A 25,767-nucleotide genomic window follows, 5' to 3' on the forward strand; every position below is an offset into this window, starting at 1 on the left:
GGCTGGCCGCCGTCCGACGAGCGAGAACAGCGCCCGCACGCCGCGCTCGAGGCCGAACAGCCACACCGCCGACATGCCCCAGCGATAGCACAGGTTGGCCATGATGAGCATGATGAGGATGGAGAACGCCGTGTACGACGCGTGAAGATGGGGCAGATCGCGGCGAACCGCAGCGACGTCATCCCGCCCGACTACGCCAACGCGTTCAAACGTCTGCGCGCCGACGTGCCGCCCATGCCCTACGAGACGGTGCTTGCCACGGTGGAGGCATCGCTTGGCCACTCGTGGCGCGAAACGTTCGCGTGCATCGAGGAGCGCCCGCTCGGCTCGGCCTCCATCGCGCAGGTGCACCGCGCGGTGGTGGCCCCGCACGCCAAGGGGAACGCCCTGGCCGCACCGGTGGGCGCCGCGACCTCCTCCGACGACGCGGCCGCCGCGCCCGCCTGCATGCCGAAGGCAGGCGCGTGCGTGGCCATCAAGGTGCGCCGCCCGCACGTGGTGGAGCAGATGATGCAGGACCTCGCCATCCTGCGCCAGGCGGTCGCGCTCGTCGGCCTCACCCGCGCGACCGACGGCATCAAGCTCTCGCTCGACGACCTGGTGGCCGAACTTGAGCGCACGACGCGCCAGGAGCTGGACTTCCGCGTGGAGCTGGGCAACCTCGAGCGCTTCCGCGCGCACCTGAACGACCAGCCCGGCGTGGAGAGCCCGCGCCCGTATCGGCCGCTCAGCTCGGACGACGTGCTGGTCATGGACTTCGTCGACGGCCCGATGATCAACGACGTGCCTGCCTTGCGCGCGCTCGGGCTGAACCCCGTCGAGCTCGGTCACCGGCTGGCCGAAAGCTACGTCACGCAGATCGTGGACAACGGCTTCTTCCATGCCGACCCGCATCCGGGCAACCTTCTCGTGCGCGGCGGCGACATCGTGTGGATCGACCTGGGCATGGTGGGCGAGCTCACGGCGGTGGAGCGCGGGCTGGTGGGCAAGATGCTGCGCGCCGCGGCCGAGAACGACCCGTACGCGCTCATGCAGGCCCTGCTCACCGCCGCGCGCGAGGACGGCCCGGTCGATCACGGACGGCTGCTCGACCAGCTGGGGCAGCTGCTCGCTTCCTACGCCACGGTGAATCTGGCCGACATCAACGTGGGCTCGGCGCTGCTCGACGTGTTCGACGTCCTGCGCACGCAGAATCTGGCCATGCCGCCGTCGTTCACGCTGCTCGCCCGCGGCATGGTGACCATCGAGGGCGTGCTGGTGGACATCGCGCCGGACACGAGCGTCATCGACATCATCTCCGACCACGTGAAGCGCCGCGAGCGCACCCTTGAATCGGTCGAGACGAAGGCGCGCGAGCTGCTGTCCACCGCGCTGTCGTCGGGCGAGGCGGCCGTGCGCCTGCCCACGCAGGCATCCCACACGCTGGACATGGTGAACCGCGGCCAGGTGACCTTCGGCGCCGACCTGGGCATTCCCACCGACGCGCTCGCCGCCCTCTACTCCGTGAGCGGCACGGTTGCCATGGCCCTCATCTCGGCCGGCCTGTTCGTGGGCTCGAGCCTGATCGCCCAGACGAACATGCACCCGCAGTTCCTCGGCGTGCCCTTCCTCGGCATCTTCGGCTACGTGGGCGCGTTCGTGCTGGCCGCCTACGTGGTGTGGCGCAACCTCCTCATCCGCCACCGCCAGAAAAACGAGGAGCGGCTGTAGCGCGAAAGGCGCGCGAAAGCGGAGCAGCGCGCAGAGGGCCCTCGGACCCCCTGCGCGCGCGGCGCTTTAGAACGCCGTCCAGCCGCCGTCGACGGTGACGGTGGTTCCGTTGACGAAGCTCGACTCGTCGGAGGCGAGGAACAGCGCCACCTTCGCCACCTCTTCGGCGGATCCGTTGCGGGGGTTCGAGCCGATGCCGCTGGTCGCCCGCTCCATGCCGAATTCGCTCGCGGCGGAGAGTCCCACGCCGATGTTCGTCTCGATGCTGCCGGGGCAGATGGCGTTGCAGCGGATGCCCTTGGTGGCGTACATGAAGCCGATGTTGCGCGTGAGGCCCACGACGCCGAACTTCGAGGCCGTGTACGCGGCACCCGCGCGGCAGCCGCTCAGGCCGCCCACCGAGGCCGTGTTCACGATGCGCCCGCCTTGCCGATCGCCGTCTTTCGGCGCGGTCATCAGGGGAATCGCGTGGCGGCAAGCGTACATGACGCTTTTCAGGTTCACGTCGATGACCTTCGCCCACAGATCGTCGGAAAGCTCGGTCACCGGCATCATATGGTCCATGATGCCGGCGTTGTTCACCAGGATGTCCAGGCGTCCGAACCGCTCCACGGCCAGGTCGATCATCGCCTCCACCTGGGAGCAGTCGCTCACGTCGGTCTTGCACGGCACGATGGTGCCGGGCGCGCCCTTCTCCTTGAGCTCGGCGATGAGCGTCTCCACGCCGTCGGTGTTGATGTCGGCGGCTACGATGTTCGCGCCCTCGAGCGCGAACAGCTCGGTCATCGCGCGGCCCATGCCCGATCCCGCGCCGGTGATGACGGCGCTCTCGTTCTCCAGTCTCATGCGATCCTCCCTTTCGATGCATTCCTTCCCATGGGTTCGTCGCCGTCCGGGTGCGCGGAGGGCGATGCGTACAGGATAGGGGGCGGTTGTCGCGATGCTGTGATGCCGCGAGAGTGCGGCCGAATGCGGCGGTTTGCGGAGGCGTGCGCGAGGGAGCGGCACGAAACCGCAAACGGACGGCGTGCCGATGCGCGAAAAAGGCCGACCCTGACAGGCCGGCCTTGCGAGCGGCGGTGCGCGGGGTCGCGCTTACGCGAAGACGACGATGGCGGCGGGGTCCTTGATGCGCAGGGCGGCCGTCTCCATGACGCGGAACGTGTGGTTGAAGTCGGCGAACTCCAGGTAGCCCACGGAGAGGTCAAGCCCCAGTGCGAGGTCCAGGTACTCCGGCTCGGCGCAGACGAGCACGGCCTGGCCGGGGGCGAGGACGCTCGTCATGTACACGTTGTCGCCGATGAGCTTCTGCACGCGGTCGATCTCGAGCATGCCGGTGTTCGGCTGCAGGCGCTGCAGGTCGAGGTACAGATCGGGCGCGACGGCCAGCGCGTAACGGCCGAGGTAGCCGGTCTTGGCCAGCTGCGAGACGGCGGCGGCCACGTCGGCGAAGCCGTTCTCGCCCTGCGCCCAGTTGCGGCGCTTGATCTTGCCGGCGCCCTTCGCGTTGACGAGGCCTTCGACGTCGAGCGCCTTGCTGCCGTTCAGCACGAGCTCGTCCTCGCGGCGCGCGGCCTTCTTGGCGGCGGCCACGGCGGGCGCGAGGTCGACGGGCATGCCGGTGCGCACGGCCAGGTCGAGGTCGCGGCCGAGCAGGGTGAAGTCCTCGTAGAACAGCGGCAGCTCCAGCTGCGTGCGGCCGACGATGCGGCCGATGCCGTCCTCGAGCACCTCCTCCTTGGCCACGCCGTCAACGGCGACGGTGGTGGCGCCAACGCCCAGCGGGCCGTGCGTCTTGAGGAAGCGGCGGCAGGTCAGGTGCTTGCGGGCGGTTCCGACGACGGCGTCGTCGATGCGGTTCCAAAGCTCGACCGAGAGGTCGGCGGTATCGCGAGCGAGGTAATCCATGAGGGACTCCTTTCGGTGGTGGTTGATGCCATCCGGCTGGCGCCGCGCGGGATCCTTCGACTGCGCTCACTTCGTTCGCTCCGCTCAGGATGACAAAGGGAGCGCTTGGCGCAAGCGGCTCGCTCAGGATGACAAAGGGAGCGCTTGGCGCAGCGGCTCGCTCAGGATGGCAAAAGGGGTTTACGACAGGTCGCCGACGGTGGGGGCGGGGGCGGGCTCGGTAGGCGCGGCGGCAATCTCGCCGTCCGTGACGATGCCGAGCTCGGCCAGCTGCTCCTGCACCTCGCCTTCGCCCTCCAGGAAGAACTCCGTCTCCTTGGGGTCGAGGTGGCGCATCAGCGTGATGAGCTCGCCCATGTGGGCCTTCTCCTCGTCGCGGATGTCGGCGAGCACGGCTTTTGCGGCCGGATCGTCGGTGGCCAGGTAATGGGACTCGTACAGGTAGATGGCCTCGAGCTCGCCGGCGATATCGAGGCGCAAGGCCTGCATGAGCTCGGCGTTGGTCATCTTGCGGTCGACGTTGCCGGCGAACGGGTTGGCGAAACTGGGCATGGGGACCCCTCTCTTTCACAGGTGAACAGCGGTTCCTTCTTATGCCCGATATGATACTCCGTCCATCATGGTTGTGCAGCCAGATTTGAACTTATTGAGAATCATTCTCAATAACTACATGCTTGGCCATGAAGCGACGGTACGCGAGCACGCCGATGCCCGCCAGCGCCACGGTGAGCGCGCCGATGGCGAGGGCCATGCCGTAGTTGCCGTCGCCGAACGCGCCGGCCGCCAGCGTCGAGGAGATGATGGAGGGGATGCGGCCCGCCGTGGTGAGGGCCACGATGCGCCCGATGGGGCTCTTTCCCAGACCGGCCACGTACGTGAGCAGGTCTTTCGGTGTGCCCGGGATGAGGAACACCAGGAACAGCACCAGCTCGAAGCGCCTCGCGTCCTGCAGCCAACGCACCGACGTGATCTTCTCCGGCGCGAAGAACAGTCCCACGATGCGCATGCCGAACGTGCGCACGAGCACCATGACGAGCGCGGTGCCGAGCGCGCTGGCCACGAGGCACCAGAGCGTGCCCTCCAGCGTGCCGAACGCGTAGCCCGCTGCCAGCTCGAGCGGCTCGCCGGGCAGAAATGCGAGCACCACCTGCGCCATGTTGGCCAGCACGAACGCCACGCGGCTCACCGCGCCCGCCTCGTCCACCCAGGCGCGGAAGCGCGGCGCGTCTCCTACGAATGCCAGCAGCTCGGGGCCGAACAGCGCCCACAGCGCGCCGATGCCGGCCGTGAGGGCCGCCAGCCCGACGATCACCGCGACGCGCTTGCGCACGAGGGCGCGGCGGCTGTCGGCTCCCGGTGCGTGCGGTTTGGGCGCGGCGGGGACGGCGGGCGTTGCGGTCTTCTCCATGGGGTGCTCCGTTTCCGGGATCGTATCTCACGAAACCCATGGTACGGAGCAAATGTCTACGCCTTCCCAACCTCCGGCAAACTCAATGCAAAACATGCGGTCGCCCGCGCGCCGCCCTCGGCCCGGTTCGCCAGCGAAAGCGACCCGCCGTGGCGCTCGCACAGAAGCGACGCGATGTTGAGTCCCAGGCCGAAGTGGCTCTCCGACGGCGTCTCGCTGAAGAAGGGCGCGCAGCCGTGGTCGAGCGCGGCGGGCGAGAAGCCGGGGCCGTCGTCGTCCACGACGAGCACGAGCGCCCCCTCGCGCACATCGAGCCGCGCGTCCACCCGCTCCCGCGCGAAGCGCATCGCGTTGCCCACGAGGTTCTCCGCCACCTCGCCCACGATGGTGCGGTCGACGTGCAGCGCGGGCCGCGCGGCATCGCACGCCGGGCTCACCGACAGCGCGAAGCGCTTGCCCGCGTCGGCGGCCAGTCCGCGCCCGATGTCGTCGATGCCCTCGGCCACCTCGTCGAACGGCAGCGTCTCGCGCGCGACGGCGCGATCCTCCAGCTTCTGCAGGCCGCTCATGGCCGCAACGTAGCGCTCCAGGCGCTCCACCTGGCGCGCGAGGGCCTCCGCCGACGCCTTCAGCTGCTCGGGGGTCGCGTCGCCCGCGCCCAGATGCGCGTCCAGAAGCTCGATCTTGCCCTTCAGGATGGTGAGCGGCGTGCGCAGGTCGTGGGCGAACGCGGCGTTCAGGCGCTTGCGCTCCTCGGCCGTGCGCCACAGCGCGCGCTGCGAGTCGGCCAGCGAGGCGCGCATCGTCTCGAACGAGCCGGCCAGCCTTCCCAGCTCGTCGTCGCGGTCGTAGGCCACCTGGAAGTCGAGATCCTCGTCGGCTATCTTCGCCGCCGCGTCGTCGAGGACGGCCAGGCCCGGAGCCAGCCGCAAGCGGTAGAACCGCCGCGCCGCCGCGAAGATGCACAGCCCGAACCACAGGGGGAACATGAGGAACGTGAGCAAGCCGAACAAGGTGGAGAGCACGCGCGCGCCTTCCGAGGGCTCTGTGTGCGCGTAATAGCCTGTCGGCGACACGAGCAGGTCGCCGAACCGCGCCGCGTCCGTTCCGTCGAAGAGGCCGCCGTAGGGGTTGCCGGGGTTGTCGGCCACCCATTCGCCGAAGAGTTCGCGGGCGCGCGCGTCGTAGGCGGCGACGTCCTGCGCGCGAATGCCTCCTTCGCCTTTGTAGCTTTCGATGACCAGGCTTTGCGGCGGGTCGTCGAGGGCGATGGGCGATCGAGCGTCGTCGGCGCGCTGGACGAACAGCTCGTTGCCCGCCTCGTCGACGGAGAGGGAGCGGGCCGGCACGAGCGCGTTCTGCTCCGCGTCGTACACGTAGATGCCCGCCATCTCGTACGCGTCGGCGGTCATGTCGTTTTGCAGGCTGGCGAAGATCGATCCGGTGACCGTCGACAGCACGAGCGCCGCCAGCAAAAACGCCAGCATGTAGACCATGAACGACGTCTTGAGCGAGGCGTTGCGCCAGCGCTCGCGCAGGCGGGCGAAGCGCTTCTTCTGCGGGCGCTTCCGCTTCACGCGCGCCATTTGTACCCCATGCCCCAGACCGTCTCGATGGGGTCGGGCGCGACGCCGGCCGCCGCCAGCTTCTTGCGGATGCGGCGGATGTGCTCGGTGACCACCTGGGGGTCGCTCTCGGCCTCCCAGCCGCCCACGCGCTCGTGGATGCGCTCGCGTTCGAACACCTGGCCGGGATGCTTCGAGAGGAAGGCCGCGATGTCGAACTCGCGCCGCGTGAGCTCCACGGGTTCGCCGGCCACCGACACGGTGCGCGCGCGGTAGTCGATGGCGATGTCCCCGTCGAAGCGCACCTCGGCTCTCGTCTGCTGGCGCATGTCGCGCGCGAGGTGGGCCTTCACCCGCGCGCCCAGCACGGCCAGCGAGAAGGGCTTGAGCACGTAGTCGTCGGCGCCCGCCTCGAAGCCCTCAAGCGCGTCGACGTCCTCAACGCGCGCGGTGAGGAACACGATGGGGCAGGCCAGGTGCTCGCGCAGCCGGCGGCACACCGCGTAGCCGTCCATGAGGGGCATCCCCACGTCCAGCACGATGAGGTCGGGGCTGCGCTCGGCGCGCTTGAGGGCGGTCGGCCCGTCGCAGGCGGTGAGCACCTCGTAGCCCTGGCCGACGAAATACTCCTCCAGCAGGGCGACGATATCCGGCTCGTCGTCAACGACGAGAATGGTGGCCTGCTGCCTGCGCGCGTTGTCCTCCACGGTGCCCCCTTCTGCGGTGCTGCGTCCGGGAAGTCTACCACGAGAATATCAAGAAACGATCAACGCGCATCTGCCATCCTTCGACTCCGGCGGCCGCGCCGCCTCCGCTCAGGATGACAAAGTGGCTACCAGTGGCACACTACGACGTCGCCGGATTGGATGATGCCGTAGAGCACTGAGGCCGCTCCCGGCGGCAGGTTCACGCAGCCGTGGCTACCGCCGCCGTCGAGGTAGCGCGTGCCGCCGAAGTACGGCTGCCAGTCGGCGTCGTGCATGCCGATCACGTTGCCGACGAACGGCATCCAATACTGCACGGTGCTTTCGTACTTCGATCCGTCGAGGTTGGTGCCCTTCAGCTTGGAGGGGCTCGCCTTCTGGTTGAGCCAGTACACGCCCGGCGGGGTGTTGTGCGACCCGTTCGGCGTGCCCGACACGCAGGCCGATTCCCACACCAGCGAACCCGACTCGTCGTAGAAGCGCACGTACTGCTCGGACAGGTCGATGTCGCAGTACCGCGCGCCCCAATCCTGCGCGCCGGCTCCGTTGTAGGCCGTGCCCGTCGTCTCGCAGGGAACCTCCACCTCGCCGGTCGTGCCCTCGGCCACGCCTGTCTTCACCAGCTCGAGCAGGGCGTCGCGATCCACCGACCAGCCGTAGGGGCCGCCGGCCACCGTGATGGCCTTGCCGTCGGGACGGGTGTAGGAGCGCTCCGTTCCCACCGTGTTGAAGGCGGCCGCCGTCTCGTCCACCCAGGCGGCGAGCGCCTCCTCGTCAAGCGAGGGGATGAGGGCGTCGTCGAACTTCACCCACGTCGACAGCAGCGCGGGGTTCACCTCGGCCGCCACCGTACCGCCCATCATGAGCTGCATGTTCGCCCGCATCAGCTGGTTCGCCGCGTCGGCCGAAGCCTTCAGGTATCCGTCGGTGGAAAGGACGCTCGGCTGCAGCAGGTGCTCGGCCGTCAGCTTAACCGTCGGCTCGAGCGTCGCCAGGGCCTCGTCCACCGACGCGATCACCGCCTCCGGATCGAGCGCCGTGCCCACGGACTCCTTCTGCACGGCGAACGCGTTCGCGCCCTCGTCGAACGCGACCGTGGCGTTCACCGGCAGCTCGGCCGAGGCGTTGAACTCCTCCACGGCCGCGCGCACGGCGTCGCCGAGCCCGCCCTCGTTGTACGAGGCGGCCATCTTGTCCGTCTCGTCGCGCTCGCGCGTGAGCTCGATCGGCCAGAGCCACGGGTTCGCGTCGTCCAGCATGCGGCCGACGACGCCCTCGGTGTCGATGGCCATGCCCGCGTCCTTCGCCGAGATATCCATCGAGAAGCCCTGGCCGGACACGGACACGGCGTAGCCTTCCAGGTCCGCGGCCAGCAGGCCGCCCACTTCTTGGCCCGTCATGAGCGAGACGTCGTGGTCGCCGACGGTCGTGTTGGGCATGAAGCGGCCCGTGAAGTAGAACGCCCCCGCCAGGTAGGCCGCCAGCGCGAGCGCGACGAGGATGCCCAGCACGATGCCGGCTACCTTCAAGGGGCGGCGGTTGCGGGGCTTCTCGTCGAAGCCGAAGTCGGCCGGCGTAGGCGGGCCGGCGGGCGCGAAGCCCTGCGGACCCTGAGGCGCCGGCACCGGTCTGAGGCCGGTGCCGGTCGTTTCGTCGACGTTGCTGGAAGGCGTCGGGCTCGCCGCATGGCGGCCGTGCGACGCCGGGTTGCTCTTCTTGCTCATAAGCACTCTCACGCGCGGGATGTCAGGTCGGCGTCCATTGTACCGAACCCTGCCCGATTACGCTGCGCAAAGGAAGATTTCGTCAGATGAAAGCAACGGTTGAACCCGCCAGATGCGCGCGGCGGGCGGCGTCAGTCGATATGCTTCACGATGAGCACGGGGACGTCGGCGTTGCGCAGGACGTAGCTGCTCACGCTGCCGATGATGCCGCGCAGCGCGCCTAGGCCCCGCGATCCCATGACGATGAGGTCGCAGTCGTGCCCGACGGCGTAGTCGACGATCTGGGGGCCGGGGTTCACTTCCTCGAGCAGCTCGGCGACCGCCTTGTTCATGAGGCCGTGCGTCACGCCGTCCACCTGGCGCTCGAGGCGCTCCTGGGCCTCGGCGACCACCTCGTCGTGGGTGGCGCGCAGATCGTCGGAGGCGGAGACGGTGGCGTAGTCGCGCCCCTCGGCCTCGAGCTTGTCGATGACCAGCTGCTCCATGTCCGCGATCTGGACGACGTGCAGCGTGAGGCCGGGGTCGTCCTTCGCGAACCGCACGGCTTCCGCGAGCGCTGCCCGCGCGGAAGGCGAGCCGTCGTAGGGCACCAGGATGTTATCGTAGAGCATGAGGATTCCTCTCTCGCGGGGCCGCCGTTTCGCTCCCAGTATAGCAACCATCGGCCCCGCGACATGCGGGACGCTCCGTGCGGGCGGCGGGGGGCGAATTTTCGGAAGAGTTTGCAACGTTTCGGGCCGCCCATCCGTTTTCCCTTGAAAGGGAAGCGAAAGGACGACCATGGACGAAGGGGAATTCACGGAGCTCTACGGCGAGCTCGTGCGGAAGGGAAGGGCCCCGCTTGCGCAAAGCGGGGACGATGATGCGCTTCGGCTCGCGGCGGGCGGCTCGCGCGAGCCGTGCTCCGCGACGCGTCAGGGCGGGGAGGGGCCGAGCGTGGACTACGATTGGGCTTGCGACAACTTCGACCGCCTTTGCGCCCTGGCCGATGAGTGCGGCCAGACGGTCTCGGTGTGCGATGAAGGGAGGGTCGTGGCGCTCGTCGCCTCGGTGGACGAGCGGAGCGGCGACGCGGTTGACGCCCTCCTTGAGCGGTGGCGCTCGGCCCTGGCGCAGGTGAATGCACCGGCCAGGCTCTCCGAAGCAGTGCTGGGCAAGGCTAAGCGATGCAGACGGGACCGCTTTCACGAGGGCCGCTCCTCCGCGCGCACGGAACCGGGGCTCGGCGAGTGAGCCCGTTCAAGAGAAGGAGGGAAGGCTCCTTCGAGGTCGACGTCTGCGAGGCCGTCGACGTCTGGGGCGATACGGTGCTGAGGATGGCGGCCCGGTACATGGGCAACAGGCACGACGCCGAGGATGTCTTCCAGACCGTCTTCATGCGGCTCCTCAAGTTTAAGGACAAGATCGCCGACGAGGACCATCTGAAAGCCTGGCTGATCCGCGTCACCCTCAACTGCTGCTACGACGAGCTTCGCAAGCGCCGGCCCACGGCCGAGCTCGAGGAATCGGACGCCGTCGAGGAGATGGACGAGTTCTCGCTCTCTAAGACGGCGCTGGAGCGCGCTATCGACGGGCTCGCCCCCGCCATGAAAAGCGCCATCCACCTCTACTATTTCGAAGGCTATTCGACGGAGGAGATCGCCGAGATCTTCGGCGAGAAGCCTTCGACCGTCAGATCGCACCTCCATCGGGCGCGCAAGGCGCTCAGGATATCGCTGGAAGGAGCCGCAGATGAATGAAGCCGAGTTCAAGCGGGCATACGCCCAAATCGAAGCAGACGTGACGGCAAGCGACGAGCTGAAGGCCCGGACGAAGGCGCTCCTTCGCGCCGAGGAGCTCCCCGCGAAAAGCGCCTCGCCTCGCGTCGGCGACCCCCGGGGCTCGAAAGCCGCGGCATGGAGGTGGAGGCCCGCGATTGCCGCGTGCCTGGCGGTCGTCGTCGGCGTGGGGCTTTTGGCGGCTGCCGGGTCGTTCGAGAGGGTGGCGATGCTCCTTTCGGGAAACTCGTTCTCGCTGGCGGCGTATGCCGAAGAGGCTCCGGACGGCGCGGCGGATCTCGGCTTCGACCGATTCCATCCCACGCGCACGAGCGCGGGGTACCTCTACGATGCGGCAAGCGACGCAGTGGATTTCAGCGTGGTGACGGTGAGCAGGTACTACGCGTTCGACATGTCCGTCGCCGGCAAGAACGTGGAATCGGTCGCGTATTCCATCGACGGCGAAGGCGTCTCCTATGGGAGCTGGAAGAGCAGCCAGGGAAGCGAAGGCGAGGTTGCGGAGGAGACGTCCAACTCGTTCACCGTGCCTTTCGATGACGGAAGGCAGGTCGTTCGCGAGATCGGGCTCAACTACGTGCTCGACGAAGAGGAGAGGGTCGAGTTCGATCGCTGCTACCAGTCGGGGGATGCCGACGCGATGGAGGCCCTGCTTGCGAAATGCGACGCAAAGCGCCTCGCGAACGTGACCATCGGCGCGACGGCGACGTTTGCCGACGGGTCGAGCGCGGCGAAGGCTTACGGGTTGGTGCCGGCGGAGGGCTTCGAGACCATGTATCGGGCCTATCTCACGCAGCTGCCGAGCGCGAGCGATGCCGAAGCGTGGGCGTCCCTCGCAGGGGAGCCTGCGCTGTTCGCGCTTGTGGAGAAGGGCCGCTAGCTTGAGGTGTCACGGGCGCAGGCGATCCTTGCGGGGCGCGGCCAGCAGGCCGAGGGCGAGCAGGACGGCGAAGAGCAGCGCCTGCAGCCAGAAGCCGTGGCCCGCGCCCGGCAGCCACGAGCCGTAGAACACCGAGCTCACCTCGAAGGGCAGCGAAAGCGGGTTCGTGACGCCGTTGGGATCCACGGGGACGCCCAGCAGCCGGGCGGCCTCGAGGAGGAACGCCTGCGGGCCGTGAATCGTCGGCAGTCCCAGCAGGACGAGCGTAGCGAACGGCACGGCGGGGCCGTTCAGCAAGAGCCTCCCGAGCTGGAACGCGGTGCCGAACACGGCGAGCACGAGGAAGGACAGCGCCGCGCTTGCCGCAGTGACGGTTCCGACGTCCAAGGGCCCCGGCGGCACCTGCTCGGTCACCGCGGCGAAGACGCCGTGGGGCCCGAAGTCGGCCGCCGCGCCTCCCGAGAAGGCCCATGCGGCCGCGCACGCCGAGGCCATCGTGGCGGCGCCGAACACGGCCGCGCCGACCACGGCGTCCGCAACGTCCTCGACCCACAGCTCGCGCACGCTTCCGTGGCGGACGGCCCAGCCCGCCCCGCGCCGGTGCCGGCCCGCAGCCACGAGCCACACCATGAGCGCGGCCGGCGCGACGCACCACAGCAGGGGGATGCCCTTGTGCGACGAGAAGAGCCATATGAGGCTGTCGAGGTAGCCGGGGGTCAAATCGTACGCCGAGAGGTAGGCGGTCTGCTGCGCGCAGGCGGCGAATGCCGCGGCCGCCACTGCGGCGATGCAGCCCGCCATCACGATCGGCGCGGCCCTGAGCGATTGTGCCGCCGTCCTGGCGTACAGCCCCCTGCTTCGTCCTCCCATGTCGCTTAATCCTTCCTGTCGGCCAGATCCCTGCGCGAAAAGGCTAGCCCTCCGAGGATTACGGCGACTGAGCCGACGCCCGCGCACGCCGCGAGAGCCGCCGCCGCGTCCACGCCGCCCTGCTGCACGAAGGCGCTTCGAGCCATCATCGAACAGTCTCCGATGAGCAACGGCGAGCCGAAGTACACCGACGTCGCCAAAAACGCGACCACGGCGACGAACGCCATGAAGGGGCCTGCGACCAGCGAGAGCGCCACTTGGGCAAGCGACAGGGCAAGCGACAGGGCGGCGGGCAGCACCAGCAGCAGGGCGAGCCGGGCACCGTCCAAACCCGACAGGGAAAAGCCGAGCACCGCGACCGATTCGACATCGCCCATCGCCCCCAACCCTCCGAGCGCTGCTGCGGCGGCCAGCGCGACGAAGGCTTCCGCCGCGTAGAAAGCCAGCACCGTCGCGGCCGTCCACAAACACTTCGACAGCCACCACGCCCACCTTCCGCCGATCCGCACGAGCACCTGGGGCGCCTGCCCGCCAAGGTCGTGCACGGCGTAGCTCCCCACGAGGACGGCGATGAGGATCTGCTGAATCAGCCATCCGATGGGCAGCGCGAACGGCACCTTGCCGCCCGCCCGATAGTAGTCCGAGCCAGCGAAGAAGTACGCGAGCACGTCGACGAAGCCGAACCCGCCGGAGGAGTCGTCGGCGCCCATCGCCCTGGCGTACCCCGCTGCGGCGTCGAGCGCCGAGAGGAACATCGCCGCGAGCGCGATGACGCAGACGAAGGCCACGACGAGCCTCGTCCCGTTGGAAGAGAAGCCCCTGGCCAGATCGTAGCGGGCCAGGTGCGCGAACGTTCCGAGCTTTCCTCTTCTGCGTTCCATGCCGGCTCCCTACAGCGCCTCGAAGCGGCGGCACCGCCAGGTGAGGAACGCCGCCTCGAAGGCCGCCAGCGCCCCGTAGACTATCAGGACGACCGGAAGCGCAACGGCATGGGTTTGCGCCGGATTCAGAAGGTTGATCGGGGAATACCCCGCCAAGTCCCCGAGGACGAGGAAGGCGATGGCGCACGCCAGAAACGGCGCCACGAGCACCATGAACCGATTCGCGACCAGGTACGAGAACACGAGGCACGAGCACGCCACAAGGCCGCACACGGCGAAGCAGAGCGCCATGAAGAACGCGACGTAGAGCCAAGGCGATGCGTAGAAGAGATCCGCGAGCAGAGAACCCGAGAAGACGAAGAACGTTCCAGCCGTCGGCTCGGGCGCAAGGATAGGCACGAGCAGCGCTGTGCCGAGCAGGTTGGCCAGCTGGGGCGCCACGCCCACCGTGCCCGCCGTCAGAAGCACTGCGATCGCCTTGGCCCGGAAGTACCGCCCGGCCCCGCCCCTGCTCACGACGTTCGCGGCGTAGCCGCTCCTCATGTCGGCATACAGGCTGTCGGCGTACGGCAGGCAGGCCGTCAGGGGCAGCACGAAGAAGTACAGCACCGACCAAATGGAGAAGGGGGTGGCGCCCATCCACGAGTCGAAGAGCGAGTTGGGATAGGCACCCTTCGACCCCGCGCGCCAAAACGCCCACTCTTCGCCCAGGCCGTAAGGCACGACGACCGTGACGATCTGGGCGAGCGCGAGGGCGGCGCCTATGGCGAGAGCCGCGGCGAACAGCTTGTTCGCGAACGCCCGCTTCAACTCCACCGTGATCATACCGTGCTCCCTTCCCTGCCGCCCGCAGATGGAACGCCCAGCTCGATGAGGTATTTGTCGGGATACAGGGCCAAAACGAGCTCGAACTCCCGCTCGCTGACGCGCTCCCAACCGCCGCCGCTGAACTGCCCGTCGTACATGAGGTAGACGAGGGTCCTGCTGGCCTTCTCGCCGGGCTCCAGCTCGATGATCGTCGAAGGGTCGTCGTTCAGGGTCATGTACAGCGGGGCGTACAGGCCGTTCGTCCACGCGCCCGATTGCGGCGAGAAGTCCCGCACGTACACCTTCTTCACCTCGGAGGAGGCATTTCTCATCTCGATCTCGACGAATAGCGCCCTCATGTCGCGGAACGTGCCGTCCTCTATGAACGAGTCGATGTGATCGGGCACGAGCGCCTTCAGCCCTTCGTAGTCGACCAGCGAAGACCCCTCGGCTCTCACCAGGATCGATCCGTATTCGACCTGCCCGCCCGAGGAGTCCTGGCCGGCATAGGTCGCCTCCTCGCCTATCGAGAAGGCGCGGGAATGCTGCTCGGGGTAGGCGGCGTTCACCTGGGCGATCCGGAACCCGCACAGAACGGCGAGGGCGATGCAGGCCGTCGCGATGACGATGGACAGCGTCTTCCTCATGCGGCATCGCCCCCGCCGTCCTCGCAGCCGACGATCCGTCCCTCGGCCATGAGGTAGATCACATCCGCCAAATCGTCGAGCTCCTCGGCGTCGTGGCAGGCGACCACAACCAGGGCGCCCCGCTCCTTCTGCCGGGCGACGAGCCGCTGCACCATCTCAACGCCGGCGGGGTCAAGCGCGTTGATCGGTTCGTCGAGCAGCAGCAGGTCGGGGTCCTCCATGACGGCGCACGCGATGCCGAGGCGCTGCTTCATCCCCAAGCTGTACTTCTTGTAGGTGCGCCTATCGTGCGGGTCGAGCCCCACCTCCTCGAGCGTGCGCTCGATCTTCGCGTCGTCGATCTCGTTTCTGATGCCCGCCAGGTACTTCAGGTTGCGAAAGCCCGTGTACTTGCCGATGAACGCGGGGTTCTCGATCATGATGCCCACGCTCGGCGGGAACTCGCCCGGCGCGAGCGGGTGCCCGTCGATGACGACCTCGCCGGCCGTGGGCCTGATGAGCCCGGCCATCGCCCGCATGAGCATGGTCTTGCCCGAGCCGTTCTTGCCGCGAAGGCCGTACACGCGCCCGCCTTCCAGGGCGAGGTCGATGCCGTCGAGCACGGTCGCGCCCTTGATGGTCTTCACAAGGCCCTTCACTTCCACCTTCATGAGACTCACCCTACCCTTGAATCTGGCCGGCCACGTCGAACGCCTTGAGGCCCGTGAAGCCCTCCTCGCCGTTCGCGTTGCCCGGATCGACCAGGTACGCGAGCCCGGCGGCGTCGATCGCGTCGTCCGGCAGCGCGTAGAGAAGCTGCACGCTCGCGCTCTCGCGCGCCTCGAGGGACACCTGCCAGTATTGCTTGAGGTTGCTCCCGCTCCATTCGCTGCGCCAAAGCGGATCGTCGGTGCCGACGTTTTCGAGCTCCCCCGCATCTCCCCTGAGCGCGAACCGGCCTTGGCTCACGTCGTAGGTGACGGTTCCGTCGGTCGCGTTCGTCACGGACTCCTCGACGAGCACGTAGGAGTAGCCTTCGGGAAGTCCGCCCTCGGCATCGGGCGCGAAGCCGAGGCGCTCCTTCATGGCGGCGGCCGACGAGGCGTCGAACGAGCCGCCCCTGAAATCGCTGCTCTCGACGCCTTCCGGCAACGTATCGAGCTTCATGATGCTGGCAAGCTGCACGAAAAGCGCTTCGTCTGAAGCCGTGGCCTGGCCCTCGTCGGCTAGGCCGCCGACAGAGACGCTTTCGCCCAGGGCGTACAGCCCGGACTTGTCCAGCGTGGTCTCGGCCGGGGCGAAGGGCTCCGCTTGCTCCTGGCCGGGGGACGGGGCGCACGCGCCGAGGACGAGCAGCGCGATGCCGAGCGCCGCTGCGGATGCGAAGCTGAGGAAGCGCGATCGAGCCATGTTCTCCACCGATCCTTTCCGCATGGGTTTGTGCAGTTGGTCTTCGAGTGATTGTATGGCCTTCCCGCCGCGCCGCTTTATGGAGAAAACGATGTTGCATCAATCGGTGAAAGAAGAGGTTTTTCATCCGCGCTCGCCACCGTTGCCCAACGGGCGGTTGACGGCTGGGGGCGGCTGCCTGGTAGCGCGGGCGGCGCTTGCTACGATCGACGTCCGGAGCAAGCAGCGAATCGCGAGGAGCGGGCGAGATGAAGCCGTACTACGAAGGCTGGTACATGAAGCAGGAGCAGGGCGACGACTTTCTGGCGGTCATCCCCGGGCGCGCGGAGGACAACGCGTTCATCCAGGTGGTCACACCGCAGAAGGCGCGCTACCTGGCGTACCCGCTCGAGGCGTTCGAGCGGGTGGGGCCCTCGCGCGGCGGCGTGCCGGGCATCCGCATCTCCGAGAGCTTCTTCTCACCCGAGGGCATGGACCTCAACGTGCACCAGGACGGCATCGACCTGGAGGGACGCCTGCGCTATCGCGCGCTCACGCCGCTGCGCTACGACATCATGGGGCCGTTCTCGCTGCTGCCGATGGAGACGAAGCACACCGTGTTCAGCATGCGCCACCGCGTGGACGGCATGGTGGAGCTCGACGGCGAGGAGCATCGCTTCCGCAACGCCGTCGGCTACATGGAGGGCGATCGCGGGCACAGCTTCCCGCGCGGCTATACCTGGGTGCAGAGCGTCGACTTCGACCGCGACGCCTCGGTGATGGTGGCGATAGCGGAGATACCGCTGGGCATCCGCTTCACCGGCTGCATCGCGGTGGTGAGCCTCGACAACGAGGAGTACCGCCTGGCCACGTATCTGGGCGTGCGCATCGTGGAGGCCTCGGAACGCGTGATCGACCTCGTCCAGCGCGATCTGCGCCTGCGCGTGGAGGTGCGCGGCGACGAGGGACACCGGTTGCAGGCCCCCGACCAGGGGGAGATGCGCCGCGTGATCAGGGAAAGCCCCGCCATACCCGCGCGCTTCACATTCGAGAAAGGCGGCCGCACGCTGCTGGACGCCGTCTGCCCCCACACCGGCTACGAGCACGTGGAATGAGGCGAAGGGACGGGGTAATTGCCTCATTCAGGTTGTCATCCTGAGCGGAGCGGCGAAGCCGCGTAGTCGAAGGATCCCGTGCGGCGCCAGCCGTGAGACTGTCAGCTAACGCCGCGTGGGATCCTTCGACTCGCTTCGCTCGCTCAGGATGACAAAGAGGGCCGCATCCCCGCTGTAGCCCTCTACCTGCGTGACGCGGTTGGCCGTGCGCGCCGCATCGCGCGCCGCGCTCCCACTGCCCCCGCGAGCGCGCAGAGCGCGGCCGCTCCCGCCAGCGCCGTCTGCGCCGTCAGCGGGTCGCCGGTGGGCGCGAGGGGCTTCGGGTTGGGCGCGGGCGTAGGCTCGGGCTTGGGGTCGGGCTTCGGCACGGGCTTCGGGTCGGGGCCGTTCTTCACGAGGATGCGGCCCTCGCCGCCCTCGTTCGCGTAGATGGAGTCGGCGGCTATCACTCCGTGCAGGTTATCCTGGATGTAGGTGATGAGCGCCTCGTAGTCCAGGCCCTGCTCGGCCACGATCACCTTCGCGTTCTTGAACATGGTGAACCCGTCGCCGCCGTCTTTGAGCAGATACGCGATGGCCGACACGGTGTAGGTTCTGCCCAGGTCGATGGGCTCGCCGTTCACGCGCACGTTCTGCACGCGCCGCTCGCCCTCGATGCCCACGAACTCGTTTTTGGCGTTCAGCTTCACCGGCGTGGGTATGTCGGAGCGAATCTCGTAGGTGAGCCCCGAGGTTTGCAGGAACCCGCCGTTGGGCTGGGGATACAGGCGCGCGCCCATCTCCAGCGCGTCGATGATGGTCTGCCCGGAGGCCTCCACCTTGCACAGCGCGTTCCCGAACGGCAGCACGCCGATGGCGTTGCCGTAGGTGATGTCGCCCACGGGCACGTCGGAGCGGATGCCGCCGCCGTTCGAGAAGCCGATGTCGGCGCCGAGCGCCACCCGCATGGCGTCGGCGGTGAGGTCGCCCAAGTTGGTCTCGTGCATGCGCACGGCCCAGTTCTTCCGCGCGTCGTTCTCCACGGCTACGAGCTTGACCTCGGTGCGCGCCACCACCTTGCCGAGCGTCTTGTTCAGCTCGTCCTCGATCTGCTTGACGAAGGCGGCGGTGTCGGCGTCCTGCGCCACGGGCGGCTTCACCAGGCTCGTCGTGATGGAGCCCGTGGCGGGGTCGATGACCACCTGGCCGTATGTTTGCAGCTGCGTGCCGGTTTGGGCGAGCGGCACCTCCTGGCCGCTCTTGTTGGCGATGCGCTGCTCGTACTGCTCGTGGGAGTGGCCGTCGATGAACACGTCGATGCCCGTGGTGTTCGCGATAACCGTGTCGGCGCGCCAGCGGGTGGCGACGCCCGTCTCGCCCAGGTGCCCGAGGGCCACGACGTAATCGGCACCGGCCGCGCGCGCCGCGTCGACGGTCTGCTGCACGCGGGTGTAGAGCGCCTGGCCCGAATCGTCCTCGCAGAAGCTGTAGACGGTGTTGCCGTTCTTGTCTTTGAAGTGAGCGGGGTTCGACTTGGTCAGCGACTCGGGCGTGGCGATGCCCACGTAGGCCACCTTCGTGGTGCCGTAGGTTTTAATGGTGTAGGGCGAGAACTCCGTCTTGCCGGTGGCCAGGTTGTCGAAGTTGCAGGCGAGGTACGTGGCGTTCGAGCGGCCGACGAGCGCGCGCAGCTGGGCCATGCCGTAGTCGAACTCGTGGTTGCCGGGGATGGCCAGGTCGTAGCCCACCTGGTTCATGATGTCCACGAGGTAGGCGCCCTGCGAGAGCGTGCCCATGGGCTTGCCCTGCACGGCGTCGCCGGCGTCGACGAGCGTGACGTTGTCGTCGCCGTACTGCGCCTTCGCGGCCTTCAGGGCCGCCGAGACGCCCGCGTAGCCGATGCTCGTGGGGTTGCCGTTCGCATCGAGCACCTGGTCGACGCCGCAGTGCACGTCGTTGGTGTGCAGGATGACGATGGGGGAGGCGGCTGCGGGCGCGGGGGTTGCGGACCCCTCGGTCGCTGCGGGTTCGGCTTCCGGCTCGGTCGTCTCGTCGGCCTCGACCGTGGCGGGGGACTCCTCCGCCGGTTCAGCTGCGGCGGGCAGGGGCAGCAGGGCGCAGGCGAACGCGAGGGCGAGCGCGAGGTGCCCGAGGCGGTCGAGGAGGCTTCGCGGCGACATCTTCATGGGCGTTCCCTTCGCACGGGGAAAATGACGTCCACTATTTTACACCTTACACGACGGCTCGGTGGACGAGCGTCCGAATTTATATATGACTTGCATCATCATGGACAAAATCGGCCTTCGGGACTGATTTTGAAAGGGTGATCCTTGGCGCAAGCATTTGCGACCAGGGGTTTCTTTCGTCTGCGGCCGTGGGATGCGCGAAAAATCAGTCCCGAAGGCCGATTCTGTCCACAGCTTTCGCAGGCGATCCGGCCACCGCGCAAGGCTTGGGGGCCGCGGCGCGCCGATATCCGCCGACGGCGGCTAGTCAAGCGGCGTGCCCAGCCCTTCCGGCACCTCGCGGACGCCCTCGAAGCGGCGCGAGCCGAGGCGGGCCACGACGGCGCGCTCACCGCCGTCCGCGCGCTCCAGCACGAGCAGGCGGCTCTCTCCTGCGGCTTCGTGCTCCCAGCGGGCGCGTTCGGCCTGCTCAAGCGCCTCGGCGTCGTCGCGCGCTGACAGGCCGCGCCTGTCGGTGGCGCGCTCGTCCGCGTCGAAGGATGTGAGAAGGTAGCGCCCTGCCTCGCCATGCTTCGCTGCTCCCATATCCATCCTCCCATTCGCCAAACTGGAATATTCAAAGCTCAAAACAGAAACAGGCCACCGGGTTTTACCCCGATGACCTGCACATTTTCTGGAGCCAACGAGCGGATTCGAACCGCTGACCTACGCATTACGAGTGCGTTGCTCTACCAGCTGAGCCACGTTGGCGTCACGGCCTCTTGCGAAGCGCGAAAATGAAGTATAGCGAAAGCTTCCGGGCCTCGCAAGGGGTCCACCAGTGGTTTCTGCCGAAAACCCTACATCGGCGGGAACCGCACCACCAGGTAGAGCCCCGCTATCACCACGGTCAGCAGCATGATGGGAAAGCCCGTCTTCAGGAACTGCACGAACGTGATCTCGTAGCCGTTCTTCTTGCTGATGTCGGACAGCACCACGTTGGCGCTCGCGCCGATGAGCGTGCCGTTGCCGCCCAGGCACGCGCCCAGCGACACGGCCCACCACAGAGGCGTCACGTCCATGCCGGTGGATTCCATGGCCAAGAGGATGGGGATCATCGTGGCCACGAACGGGATGTTGTCCAGGAAGCTGGAGATGACGGCCGAGCCCACCAGCAGCACGAGCATGGTGATGAACACGTTGCCGCCCGTCGCGTCGATGAGCGCGTGCGCCAGCATCTCGATGACGCCCGTCTCGGCCATGGCGCCCACGATGACGAACAGGCCGGCGAAGAACGCGAGCGTGGTCCACTCCACGTTGGCGAGCGCCTCCTCGATGCTCTCGCCCGAGATCAGCATGATGATGCCAGCCGCGCCGAGCGCGATGACGCTGGACTCAAGGCCGAGCGCGCCGTGGGCCATGAAGCCCACCACCACCAGGCCGATCATGACGTAGCTCTGCTTGAGCAGCCGCTTGCTCTTGATCATCGCGTGCTCGTCAAGCTCCATGAGGCGCGCGCGATGCTCCTCGTTCACCTGCATCTTCCGGCCGTACATCAGGTAGAACACCCCCAGCACCGCGGCCAGGATGACCACGACGGCCGGCGCGTCGTACAGGATGAAGTCGAAGAACGTGAACCCGGCGGCCGAGCCGATCATGATGTTGGGCGGGTCGCCGATGAGCGTGGCCGTGCCGCCGATGTTGGACGCGAGGATCTCGGTCATGAAGAACGGGATGGGGTTCACATCGAGCAGCTTGCACACGGTGAGCGTCATCGGTCCGATGAGCAGCACGGTGGTCACGTTGTCCAAGAACGCCGAAAGCACGGCGGTGAGCAGCACGAACAGCAGCATGACCTTCCATGGGTCGCCCTTGGCGAGCCGCGCTGCCTTGATGGCCAGAAACTCGAACATGCCGGAGAGCTTCACCACCGACACGAACAGCATCATGCCCAAGAGCACGCCGAGCGTGTTGAAGTCGATGTGCTCCATAGCCGCGTCGAACGGCAGGATGTGCAGCGCCAGCACCAGCATGGCGCCCACGATGGCCGCAAGCGACCGGTGCAGCTTCTCCGTCATGATGGCCACCATGACCACGACGAAGACCGCGATGGATACGATTTGGCTCACGTCCATGAAAACACCGCCTCACGCAGGCGGCTTCTCCAGCGCCCGCAGAGTCCCAATTTCCCGAATATCGTCCTCAAAAAAGCCGCGCCTCCGCACGACCTCGTTTGAACTATAGCAAGTTGGCGGCGTCGTGGACAGGGATTTTCGGCGAGGTTTGTCAATGCGCCCGCGACAGAAGCGAGCGGTTGACCCTGGACGGCGAGCGGCGCGTCGGCTAGGCCAGCGGGTACGCCATGAGCTCGTCAACGGTCACGAACCGGTAGCCCTGCTCCTTGAGCCGCGGCAACGCCTTCCTGAGCGCCTCGACCGTCTGGGTGCGGTCGCCGCCGCCGTCGTGCATGAGGACGATGGCCCCCGGCCAGGCGGCCTCTATCTGGTTGACGATGGCGCCCGCGCCCGGCTTCTGCCAATCCTGGGAGTCGATGTTCCACCCGATCTCGACGCTGATCAGCGGGCCGATAGCGCGCATGACCTCCTCGCCGTAGTTGCCGCCGGGCGTCCGGATGACGCGGCTCGCCTCAGCGCCGGTGGCGTTCTGGATGGCGGCGTAGCCCTGCTCGATCTCCGCGGTCTGCTCCTCGGGCGACATGTAGCCCAGGTTCACGCCCTGCCCCGTCCCCGAGGCATGGCTGAACGAGTGCGTGCATATCTGATGCCCTTCGGCTGCGGCGCGTTTCACCAGGTCGATGCCCTCGCCGTCGATGCGGTTGCCCACGGTGAAGAACGTCGCCTTGGCGCCGTGCTCCTTCAGCACGTCGAGCACCTGCGCGGTGGTGTCGGGCCACGGGCCGTCGTCGAACGTGAGCGCGATCACCTTGTCGTCGCCCACCTGGGGGCTCACGTTGCGCCGCGTGATGTTCTGCGGCTCGCGCACGGTCTGGTCGGCGGTGATGCCGGAGATGTGCCCGGTCTTGGTCTGCACGAGGCCCTCGGCCCCCTCGCCTTCGAGCAGATGGATGGCTCCGTTGCCCTCCGTCTCGATGACGAAGGGAACGGCCTGCTCCGAGACGTCGGAGGGCTCCTCGATGGGGCCGCCGTCGCCCACTTCCACGACGTCGCCCTTCGCGAGCTTGCGCGTAAGATCGCTCGCCGGCTCGCCGTTGACGGTGGCGTGGAAGGGCTCGCCCTTGCCTGCCTCGATCACGCTGCCGTCCACGGCCACGAGGTCGCCCGGCGCGGGCTGGATCCCGCTCGTCTTTATGGCGTCGGCGAGCGTCCGCTCGCCGGGCACTTCGAGCGCCTGCCCGTTGAAGGTGATGGAGATGGGCAGACTCTGCACGGCGAAGGCGATGACGCTCGCGAAGGCGAGCACGATCGCCGAGCAGACGAGGATGCCCGCGAGCTTGCGCCGCGGCCGTTTCGGCTGAGGGGGCGCGGTGCGCGGTCGGCTGCCGTAGGGCACGTAGCCGCCGCCTCGCGACGAGAGGCGTTCGGTTTCGTAGGGGGGACGGCGGTAGGAGCTCTGTCGGGCCGGATACGCCGACTGCCTGCCGTACGCTTCGCGCGGCGTGCGGGAAGGGCGCGGGGACGTCGCAGGCGGGCGGCCTTCGACGCGACTCGTCCCGCGATCAGAACGCTGCGGGGCATCGCGATACGGACGCGTTGCGCTGGTTCGATTATGGGAGCGGTCGTATGTCATGGTCGTCCTCGTGCGTGGGTCGCGCGCCGGGCACAGTGCACATCTGAACTACCATACCACGTGATGCCATCAAAACTACATCACGGCGAGCATCTTCACCGGCGGTTGATTCAGCGGCCGGCTTGAACGGCGGGTCGGCCGCGAGGGCCGCAGCGGCGCCGCTTGCTGAAGTTTGTATGGAGGGGCGGGGCGCGCAACGTGGCAGGGGCCGTAGGCGCGCAGGGCAAACGGCTATACTGGTGGCACCATGTGATCGAAAGGAACGAACCTATGGGCATTCAGTTCGCCGCCGCACGCGCCGTCAGCGCCGTCTCAACCTGGGGGCTGAAGAACGTGTTCCACCGCCCCGCCGCGAACTTTCCCGGCAAGATGGCGCTTTACCTCGACCCGCGCCTCATCGCCGACCTGGCCCCGAAGCTTCAGGCGGGCTCGTTTTTGGTGGTGGGCACGAACGGCAAGACCACGGTGACCAACCTTCTGGCCGACATCCTCGAGCGCGCGGGCCAGCGCGTCGTGTGCAACCGCACGGGCGCCAACCTCGACTCCGGCGTGGCCACGGCGCTGCTGCACGCGAAGCCGTCGGATTGGGGCGTGTTCGAGAGCGACGAGCTGTGGCTGGCGAAGATCCTGCCGCAGATGCAGGCCAGCTACGTGGTGCTGCTCAACCTGTTCCGCGACCAGCTGGATCGCGTGGGCGAGATCGACCGCATCCAGGACAGCATCGCAGGCGCCTTGGCGAAGTCGCCGGGCACCGTGCTGGTGTACAACGCCGACGACCCGCTGTGCGCCGCCATCGCCGCGCGCGCGGCGAACCGCTCCGTTCCCTTCGGCCTGGCCGAGGACATGGGGCTGCCGCAGAACACCGTGGCCGACGCGCAGATGTGCCAGCAATGCTCTGCCATGCTGGAGTACGATTACCGCCAGTACGGCCAGCTGGGCGCGTACCGCTGCCCGGACTGCGGCTTCGAGCGGCCCGCGCTGGCCTTTGCGGGCGAGGGAGTGCGCCTGGGCGCCGACGGCCTCGCGTTTCGCGTGCGGCGCGCGGAGGACGGCGCGGACGCCTTCGAGATAGAGGCCCCGTACAACGGCGCGTACATGGTGTACAACCTGCTGGCCACGGCGGTTGCGGCCGATTTGGCGGGCTGCCCTGCCGACGCGGTGCGCCAGGCCGTGGACGCGTTCGACCCGCAGAACGGCCGGCTGCAGACCTTCGACATCGACGGCCGGCGCATCCTGCTCAACCTGGCCAAGAACCCCACCGGCTTCAATCAGAACCTCAAGATCGTCGCGCAGGATCCGAATCCCAAGGCGGTCGCGTTCTTCGTGAACGACAAGGAGGGCGACGGCCGCGACGTGTCGTGGCTGTGGGACATCGATTTCGAGGAGCTGGCCGAGGGCGGCCCGATGGCCGTGTTCGCCGGCGGCATCCGCGGCAACGACGTGCAGGTGCGCCTCAAGTACGCCGGCATCGTGTCGGAGGTGGTGGACGGCACCGACGAGCTGCTGGCGCGCATCGCCGGCCTGCCGAAGGAGGCGAACGCCTACTTCATCGCCAACTACACGGCCCTGCCGGTGGTTAAGGCCGTGCTCGACGCGCGGGCGGGCGAGGGGACGGCCGCGGCGGCGTCGGGCTCCGGCGCGCCTGCCGAGATGCGCGGACCCATCGAGCCGCCGGCTCCGGGCGCCGCGTCGCCGCTGGTGATCGCGCATCTGTTCCCCGACCTGCTGAACCTCTACGGCGACGGCGGCAACGTGCGCGTCCTCGCGCAGCGTCTGCGCTGGCGCGGCATCCCCGTGGAGGTGCGCCGCGTCAACCACGGCGAGTCCGTCGACCTTTCCGGCGTGGACCTGGTGGTGCTCGGCGGCGGTCCCGACCGCGAGCAGCGCCTCGCGTCGGGCGAGCTCATGCGCATGCGCGACGACTTGCGCGCCTACGTCGAGGACGGCGGCGTGCTTCTGGCCATCTGCGGCGGCTACCAGATCCTCGGGCACGAGTGGCTGCTCGGCGACGAGGTGGTGAAGGGCCTCGGCATCGTGGACATGACCACCGAGCGCGCCGCTGGCGGCTCGGCCGACCGGCTGATCGACAACATCGTGCTGAGCTCGCCCTTGGCGACGCGTCCCGTGGTGGGCTACGAGAACCACGCCGGCCGCACGCACCTCGGCGCGGGCGTCGAGGCGTTCGGCGAGGTGGCCTCGGCGACGGGGCACGGCAACAACGACGCGGACAAGAAGGACGGCGTGCTGTTCAAGAACCTGGTGGGCACCTACCTGCACGGGCCGCTGCTGGCGAAGAACCCCGAAGTGGCCGACGAGCTGCTCTGCCGCGCCCTCGAACGCAACGCGGCTCGCACGCAGGGAGAGCCCGCCGCCCTCGCGCCCCTCGACGACGCCGTGGAACTCGCGGCGAACGAGGCCCTCTGCAAACGCTTCAACGTGAAAGCGTAGGGAGGGGCGTGACAGAGTGACGATTACCCCGGGAGGTGCGGACGA

Annotated in this window: 24 protein-coding genes and 1 tRNA gene; 6 read left to right on the top strand and 19 right to left on the bottom strand. The window is 67.9% G+C overall.

Going from position 1 to position 25,767, the window contains the following annotated elements; genetic code table 11:
- Nucleotides 1–147: 147 nt before the first annotated feature.
- Nucleotides 148–1,710 carry an ABC1 kinase family protein gene (locus FX134_RS10190; protein ID WP_143412178.1) on the top strand — a complete coding sequence of 521 codons (1,563 nt, stop codon included), beginning with the start codon at nt 148–150 and terminating at the stop codon, nt 1,708–1,710.
- 66 nt (nt 1,711–1,776) lie between these two features.
- Here FX134_RS10190 and FX134_RS10195 read toward each other — a convergent pair whose 3' ends face one another.
- From FX134_RS10195 to FX134_RS10230, 8 genes are all read right to left on the bottom strand, one after another.
- The gene (locus FX134_RS10195; RefSeq protein WP_080801282.1) at nt 1,777–2,556 is read right to left on the bottom strand and encodes an SDR family oxidoreductase; all 780 of its coding nucleotides are present in this window, start codon (nt 2,554–2,556) and stop codon (nt 1,777–1,779) included.
- 249 nt (nt 2,557–2,805) lie between these two features.
- On the bottom strand, nt 2,806–3,618 hold the full coding sequence (locus tag FX134_RS10200; protein WP_080801285.1) for a family 1 encapsulin nanocompartment shell protein: 813 nt from the start codon (nt 3,616–3,618) through the stop codon (nt 2,806–2,808).
- A gap of 180 nt (nt 3,619–3,798) precedes the next feature.
- The gene (locus FX134_RS10205; RefSeq protein ID WP_080801287.1) at nt 3,799–4,170 is read right to left on the bottom strand and encodes a demethoxyubiquinone hydroxylase family protein; all 372 of its coding nucleotides are present in this window, start codon (nt 4,168–4,170) and stop codon (nt 3,799–3,801) included.
- Nucleotides 4,171–4,261: 91 nt separating this feature from the next.
- Nucleotides 4,262–5,026, bottom strand: coding sequence for a TVP38/TMEM64 family protein (locus FX134_RS10210; protein WP_080801290.1), 765 nt, complete (start codon nt 5,024–5,026; stop codon nt 4,262–4,264).
- Nucleotides 5,027–5,082: 56 nt separating this feature from the next.
- Complete coding sequence (locus FX134_RS10215; RefSeq protein WP_080801293.1) at nt 5,083–6,612, bottom strand: sensor histidine kinase; 1,530 nt, start codon at nt 6,610–6,612, stop codon at nt 5,083–5,085.
- Complete coding sequence (locus tag FX134_RS10220; protein WP_080801296.1) at nt 6,600–7,298, bottom strand: response regulator transcription factor; 699 nt, start codon at nt 7,296–7,298, stop codon at nt 6,600–6,602. Before FX134_RS10220 ends, FX134_RS10215 begins: the two co-directional genes overlap by 13 nt.
- A 125-nt stretch (nt 7,299–7,423) precedes the next feature.
- A complete protein-coding gene (locus FX134_RS10225; RefSeq protein ID WP_080801299.1) occupies nt 7,424–9,019 on the bottom strand; it encodes a L,D-transpeptidase family protein in 1,596 nt (531 codons plus the stop codon).
- Between the two features lie 131 nt (nt 9,020–9,150).
- Nucleotides 9,151–9,630 (bottom strand): universal stress protein, encoded by a 480-nt coding sequence (locus FX134_RS10230; protein ID WP_080801301.1) that lies wholly within the window; start codon nt 9,628–9,630, stop codon nt 9,151–9,153.
- A 169-nt stretch (nt 9,631–9,799) separates the two neighbouring features.
- On the opposite strand from FX134_RS10230, the gene FX134_RS10235 reads away from it, so the two are divergent.
- Genes FX134_RS10235 through FX134_RS10245 form a run of 3 tightly spaced genes read left to right on the top strand, consistent with a single transcriptional unit; the run spans nt 9,800 to nt 11,674 of the window.
- Nucleotides 9,800–10,252 carry a hypothetical protein gene (locus FX134_RS10235; RefSeq protein ID WP_080801304.1) on the top strand — a complete coding sequence of 151 codons (453 nt, stop codon included), beginning with the start codon at nt 9,800–9,802 and terminating at the stop codon, nt 10,250–10,252.
- Nucleotides 10,186–10,758 (top strand): RNA polymerase sigma factor, encoded by a 573-nt coding sequence (locus FX134_RS10240; protein ID WP_080801307.1) that lies wholly within the window; start codon nt 10,186–10,188, stop codon nt 10,756–10,758. Before FX134_RS10235 ends, FX134_RS10240 begins: the two co-directional genes overlap by 67 nt.
- Complete coding sequence (locus FX134_RS10245; RefSeq protein ID WP_080801310.1) at nt 10,751–11,674, top strand: hypothetical protein; 924 nt, start codon at nt 10,751–10,753, stop codon at nt 11,672–11,674. Before FX134_RS10240 ends, FX134_RS10245 begins: the two co-directional genes overlap by 8 nt.
- A 9-nt stretch (nt 11,675–11,683) precedes the next feature.
- Here the strand turns inward: FX134_RS10245 and FX134_RS10250 are convergent, their stop codons facing one another.
- Genes FX134_RS10250 through FX134_RS10275 form a run of 6 tightly spaced genes read right to left on the bottom strand, consistent with a single transcriptional unit; the run spans nt 11,684 to nt 16,268 of the window.
- Nucleotides 11,684–12,544: a hypothetical protein gene (locus FX134_RS10250; RefSeq protein ID WP_080801313.1), complete on the bottom strand. Its 861-nt coding sequence runs from the start codon at nt 12,542–12,544 to the stop codon at nt 11,684–11,686.
- Nucleotides 12,545–12,549: 5 nt separating this feature from the next.
- Nucleotides 12,550–13,425: a hypothetical protein gene (locus FX134_RS10255; RefSeq protein WP_080801316.1), complete on the bottom strand. Its 876-nt coding sequence runs from the start codon at nt 13,423–13,425 to the stop codon at nt 12,550–12,552.
- A 9-nt stretch (nt 13,426–13,434) separates the two neighbouring features.
- Entirely contained in the window at nt 13,435–14,250 is an 816-nt protein-coding gene (locus tag FX134_RS10260) for a hypothetical protein (RefSeq protein ID WP_080801318.1), read from the bottom strand.
- Nucleotides 14,247–14,879 carry a hypothetical protein gene (locus tag FX134_RS10265; protein ID WP_080801321.1) on the bottom strand — a complete coding sequence of 211 codons (633 nt, stop codon included), beginning with the start codon at nt 14,877–14,879 and terminating at the stop codon, nt 14,247–14,249. Before FX134_RS10265 ends, FX134_RS10260 begins: the two co-directional genes overlap by 4 nt.
- Nucleotides 14,876–15,529, bottom strand: a complete 654-nt coding sequence (locus tag FX134_RS10270) for an ABC transporter ATP-binding protein (RefSeq protein ID WP_080801322.1) — start codon at nt 15,527–15,529, stop codon at nt 14,876–14,878. The genes FX134_RS10265 and FX134_RS10270 overlap by 4 nt, the downstream gene beginning before the upstream one ends.
- Before the next feature lie 10 nt (nt 15,530–15,539).
- Nucleotides 15,540–16,268, bottom strand: a complete 729-nt coding sequence (locus FX134_RS10275) for a hypothetical protein (protein WP_143412179.1) — start codon at nt 16,266–16,268, stop codon at nt 15,540–15,542.
- A gap of 248 nt (nt 16,269–16,516) precedes the next feature.
- Here FX134_RS10275 and FX134_RS10280 point away from each other — a divergent pair, with 248 nt between their 5' ends.
- On the top strand, nt 16,517–17,362 hold the full coding sequence (locus FX134_RS10280) for a tocopherol cyclase family protein (protein ID WP_080801328.1): 846 nt from the start codon (nt 16,517–16,519) through the stop codon (nt 17,360–17,362).
- A gap of 182 nt (nt 17,363–17,544) precedes the next feature.
- On the opposite strand, the gene FX134_RS10285 is transcribed toward FX134_RS10280, so the two are convergent.
- The 5 genes from FX134_RS10285 to FX134_RS10305 all read right to left on the bottom strand — a co-directional run bounded on the left by FX134_RS10285 (nt 17,545) and on the right by FX134_RS10305 (nt 23,037).
- Nucleotides 17,545–19,527, bottom strand: coding sequence for a bifunctional metallophosphatase/5'-nucleotidase (locus tag FX134_RS10285; RefSeq protein WP_087881562.1), 1,983 nt, complete (start codon nt 19,525–19,527; stop codon nt 17,545–17,547).
- A 303-nt stretch (nt 19,528–19,830) separates the two neighbouring features.
- Nucleotides 19,831–20,112: a hypothetical protein gene (locus FX134_RS10290; protein ID WP_080801331.1), complete on the bottom strand. Its 282-nt coding sequence runs from the start codon at nt 20,110–20,112 to the stop codon at nt 19,831–19,833.
- A gap of 89 nt (nt 20,113–20,201) precedes the next feature.
- Nucleotides 20,202–20,277, bottom strand: a tRNA-Thr gene (locus FX134_RS10295).
- An 89-nt stretch (nt 20,278–20,366) separates the two neighbouring features.
- A complete protein-coding gene (locus FX134_RS10300) occupies nt 20,367–21,641 on the bottom strand; it encodes an ArsB/NhaD family transporter (protein ID WP_080801333.1) in 1,275 nt (424 codons plus the stop codon).
- Nucleotides 21,642–21,849: 208 nt separating this feature from the next.
- On the bottom strand, nt 21,850–23,037 hold the full coding sequence (locus tag FX134_RS10305; RefSeq protein ID WP_232050914.1) for a polysaccharide deacetylase family protein: 1,188 nt from the start codon (nt 23,035–23,037) through the stop codon (nt 21,850–21,852).
- A 507-nt stretch (nt 23,038–23,544) separates the two neighbouring features.
- On the opposite strand from FX134_RS10305, the gene FX134_RS10310 reads away from it, so the two are divergent.
- Nucleotides 23,545–25,722 (top strand): MurT ligase domain-containing protein, encoded by a 2,178-nt coding sequence (locus FX134_RS10310; RefSeq protein WP_080801339.1) that lies wholly within the window; start codon nt 23,545–23,547, stop codon nt 25,720–25,722.
- The last annotated feature ends 45 nt before the right edge of the window (nt 25,723–25,767 follow it).

It is taken from the genome of Arabiibacter massiliensis, from assembly GCF_902386925.1.
GTDB classification, from domain to species: Bacteria; Actinomycetota; Coriobacteriia; order Coriobacteriales; family Eggerthellaceae; genus Arabiibacter; species Arabiibacter massiliensis.

Bases quoted from the DNA above. Each gene is read 5' to 3' on its own strand.
- FX134_RS10190 (WP_143412178.1), top strand. From the start codon at position 148: ATGGGGCAGATCGCGGCGAACCGCAGCGACGTCATCCCGCCCGACTAC.
- FX134_RS10195 (WP_080801282.1), bottom strand. From the start codon at position 2,556: ATGAGACTGGAGAACGAGAGCGCCGTCATCACCGGCGCGGGATCGGGC.
- FX134_RS10200 (WP_080801285.1), bottom strand. From the start codon at position 3,618: ATGGATTACCTCGCTCGCGATACCGCCGACCTCTCGGTCGAGCTTTGG.
- FX134_RS10205 (WP_080801287.1), bottom strand. From the start codon at position 4,170: ATGCCCAGTTTCGCCAACCCGTTCGCCGGCAACGTCGACCGCAAGATG.
- FX134_RS10210 (WP_080801290.1), bottom strand. From the start codon at position 5,026: ATGGAGAAGACCGCAACGCCCGCCGTCCCCGCCGCGCCCAAACCGCAC.
- FX134_RS10215 (WP_080801293.1), bottom strand. From the start codon at position 6,612: ATGGCGCGCGTGAAGCGGAAGCGCCCGCAGAAGAAGCGCTTCGCCCGC.
- FX134_RS10225 (WP_080801299.1), bottom strand. From the start codon at position 9,019: ATGAGCAAGAAGAGCAACCCGGCGTCGCACGGCCGCCATGCGGCGAGC.
- FX134_RS10230 (WP_080801301.1), bottom strand. From the start codon at position 9,630: ATGCTCTACGATAACATCCTGGTGCCCTACGACGGCTCGCCTTCCGCG.
- FX134_RS10235 (WP_080801304.1), top strand. From the start codon at position 9,800: ATGGACGAAGGGGAATTCACGGAGCTCTACGGCGAGCTCGTGCGGAAG.
- FX134_RS10240 (WP_080801307.1), top strand. From the start codon at position 10,186: ATGCAGACGGGACCGCTTTCACGAGGGCCGCTCCTCCGCGCGCACGGA.
- FX134_RS10245 (WP_080801310.1), top strand. From the start codon at position 10,751: ATGAATGAAGCCGAGTTCAAGCGGGCATACGCCCAAATCGAAGCAGAC.
- FX134_RS10250 (WP_080801313.1), bottom strand. From the start codon at position 12,544: ATGGGAGGACGAAGCAGGGGGCTGTACGCCAGGACGGCGGCACAATCG.
- FX134_RS10255 (WP_080801316.1), bottom strand. From the start codon at position 13,425: ATGGAACGCAGAAGAGGAAAGCTCGGAACGTTCGCGCACCTGGCCCGC.
- FX134_RS10260 (WP_080801318.1), bottom strand. From the start codon at position 14,250: ATGATCACGGTGGAGTTGAAGCGGGCGTTCGCGAACAAGCTGTTCGCC.
- FX134_RS10265 (WP_080801321.1), bottom strand. From the start codon at position 14,879: ATGAGGAAGACGCTGTCCATCGTCATCGCGACGGCCTGCATCGCCCTC.
- FX134_RS10270 (WP_080801322.1), bottom strand. From the start codon at position 15,529: ATGAAGGTGGAAGTGAAGGGCCTTGTGAAGACCATCAAGGGCGCGACC.
- FX134_RS10275 (WP_143412179.1), bottom strand. From the start codon at position 16,268: ATGGCTCGATCGCGCTTCCTCAGCTTCGCATCCGCAGCGGCGCTCGGC.
- FX134_RS10280 (WP_080801328.1), top strand. From the start codon at position 16,517: ATGAAGCCGTACTACGAAGGCTGGTACATGAAGCAGGAGCAGGGCGAC.
- FX134_RS10285 (WP_087881562.1), bottom strand. From the start codon at position 19,527: ATGAAGATGTCGCCGCGAAGCCTCCTCGACCGCCTCGGGCACCTCGCG.
- FX134_RS10290 (WP_080801331.1), bottom strand. From the start codon at position 20,112: ATGGGAGCAGCGAAGCATGGCGAGGCAGGGCGCTACCTTCTCACATCC.
- FX134_RS10300 (WP_080801333.1), bottom strand. From the start codon at position 21,641: ATGGACGTGAGCCAAATCGTATCCATCGCGGTCTTCGTCGTGGTCATG.
- FX134_RS10310 (WP_080801339.1), top strand. From the start codon at position 23,545: ATGGGCATTCAGTTCGCCGCCGCACGCGCCGTCAGCGCCGTCTCAACC.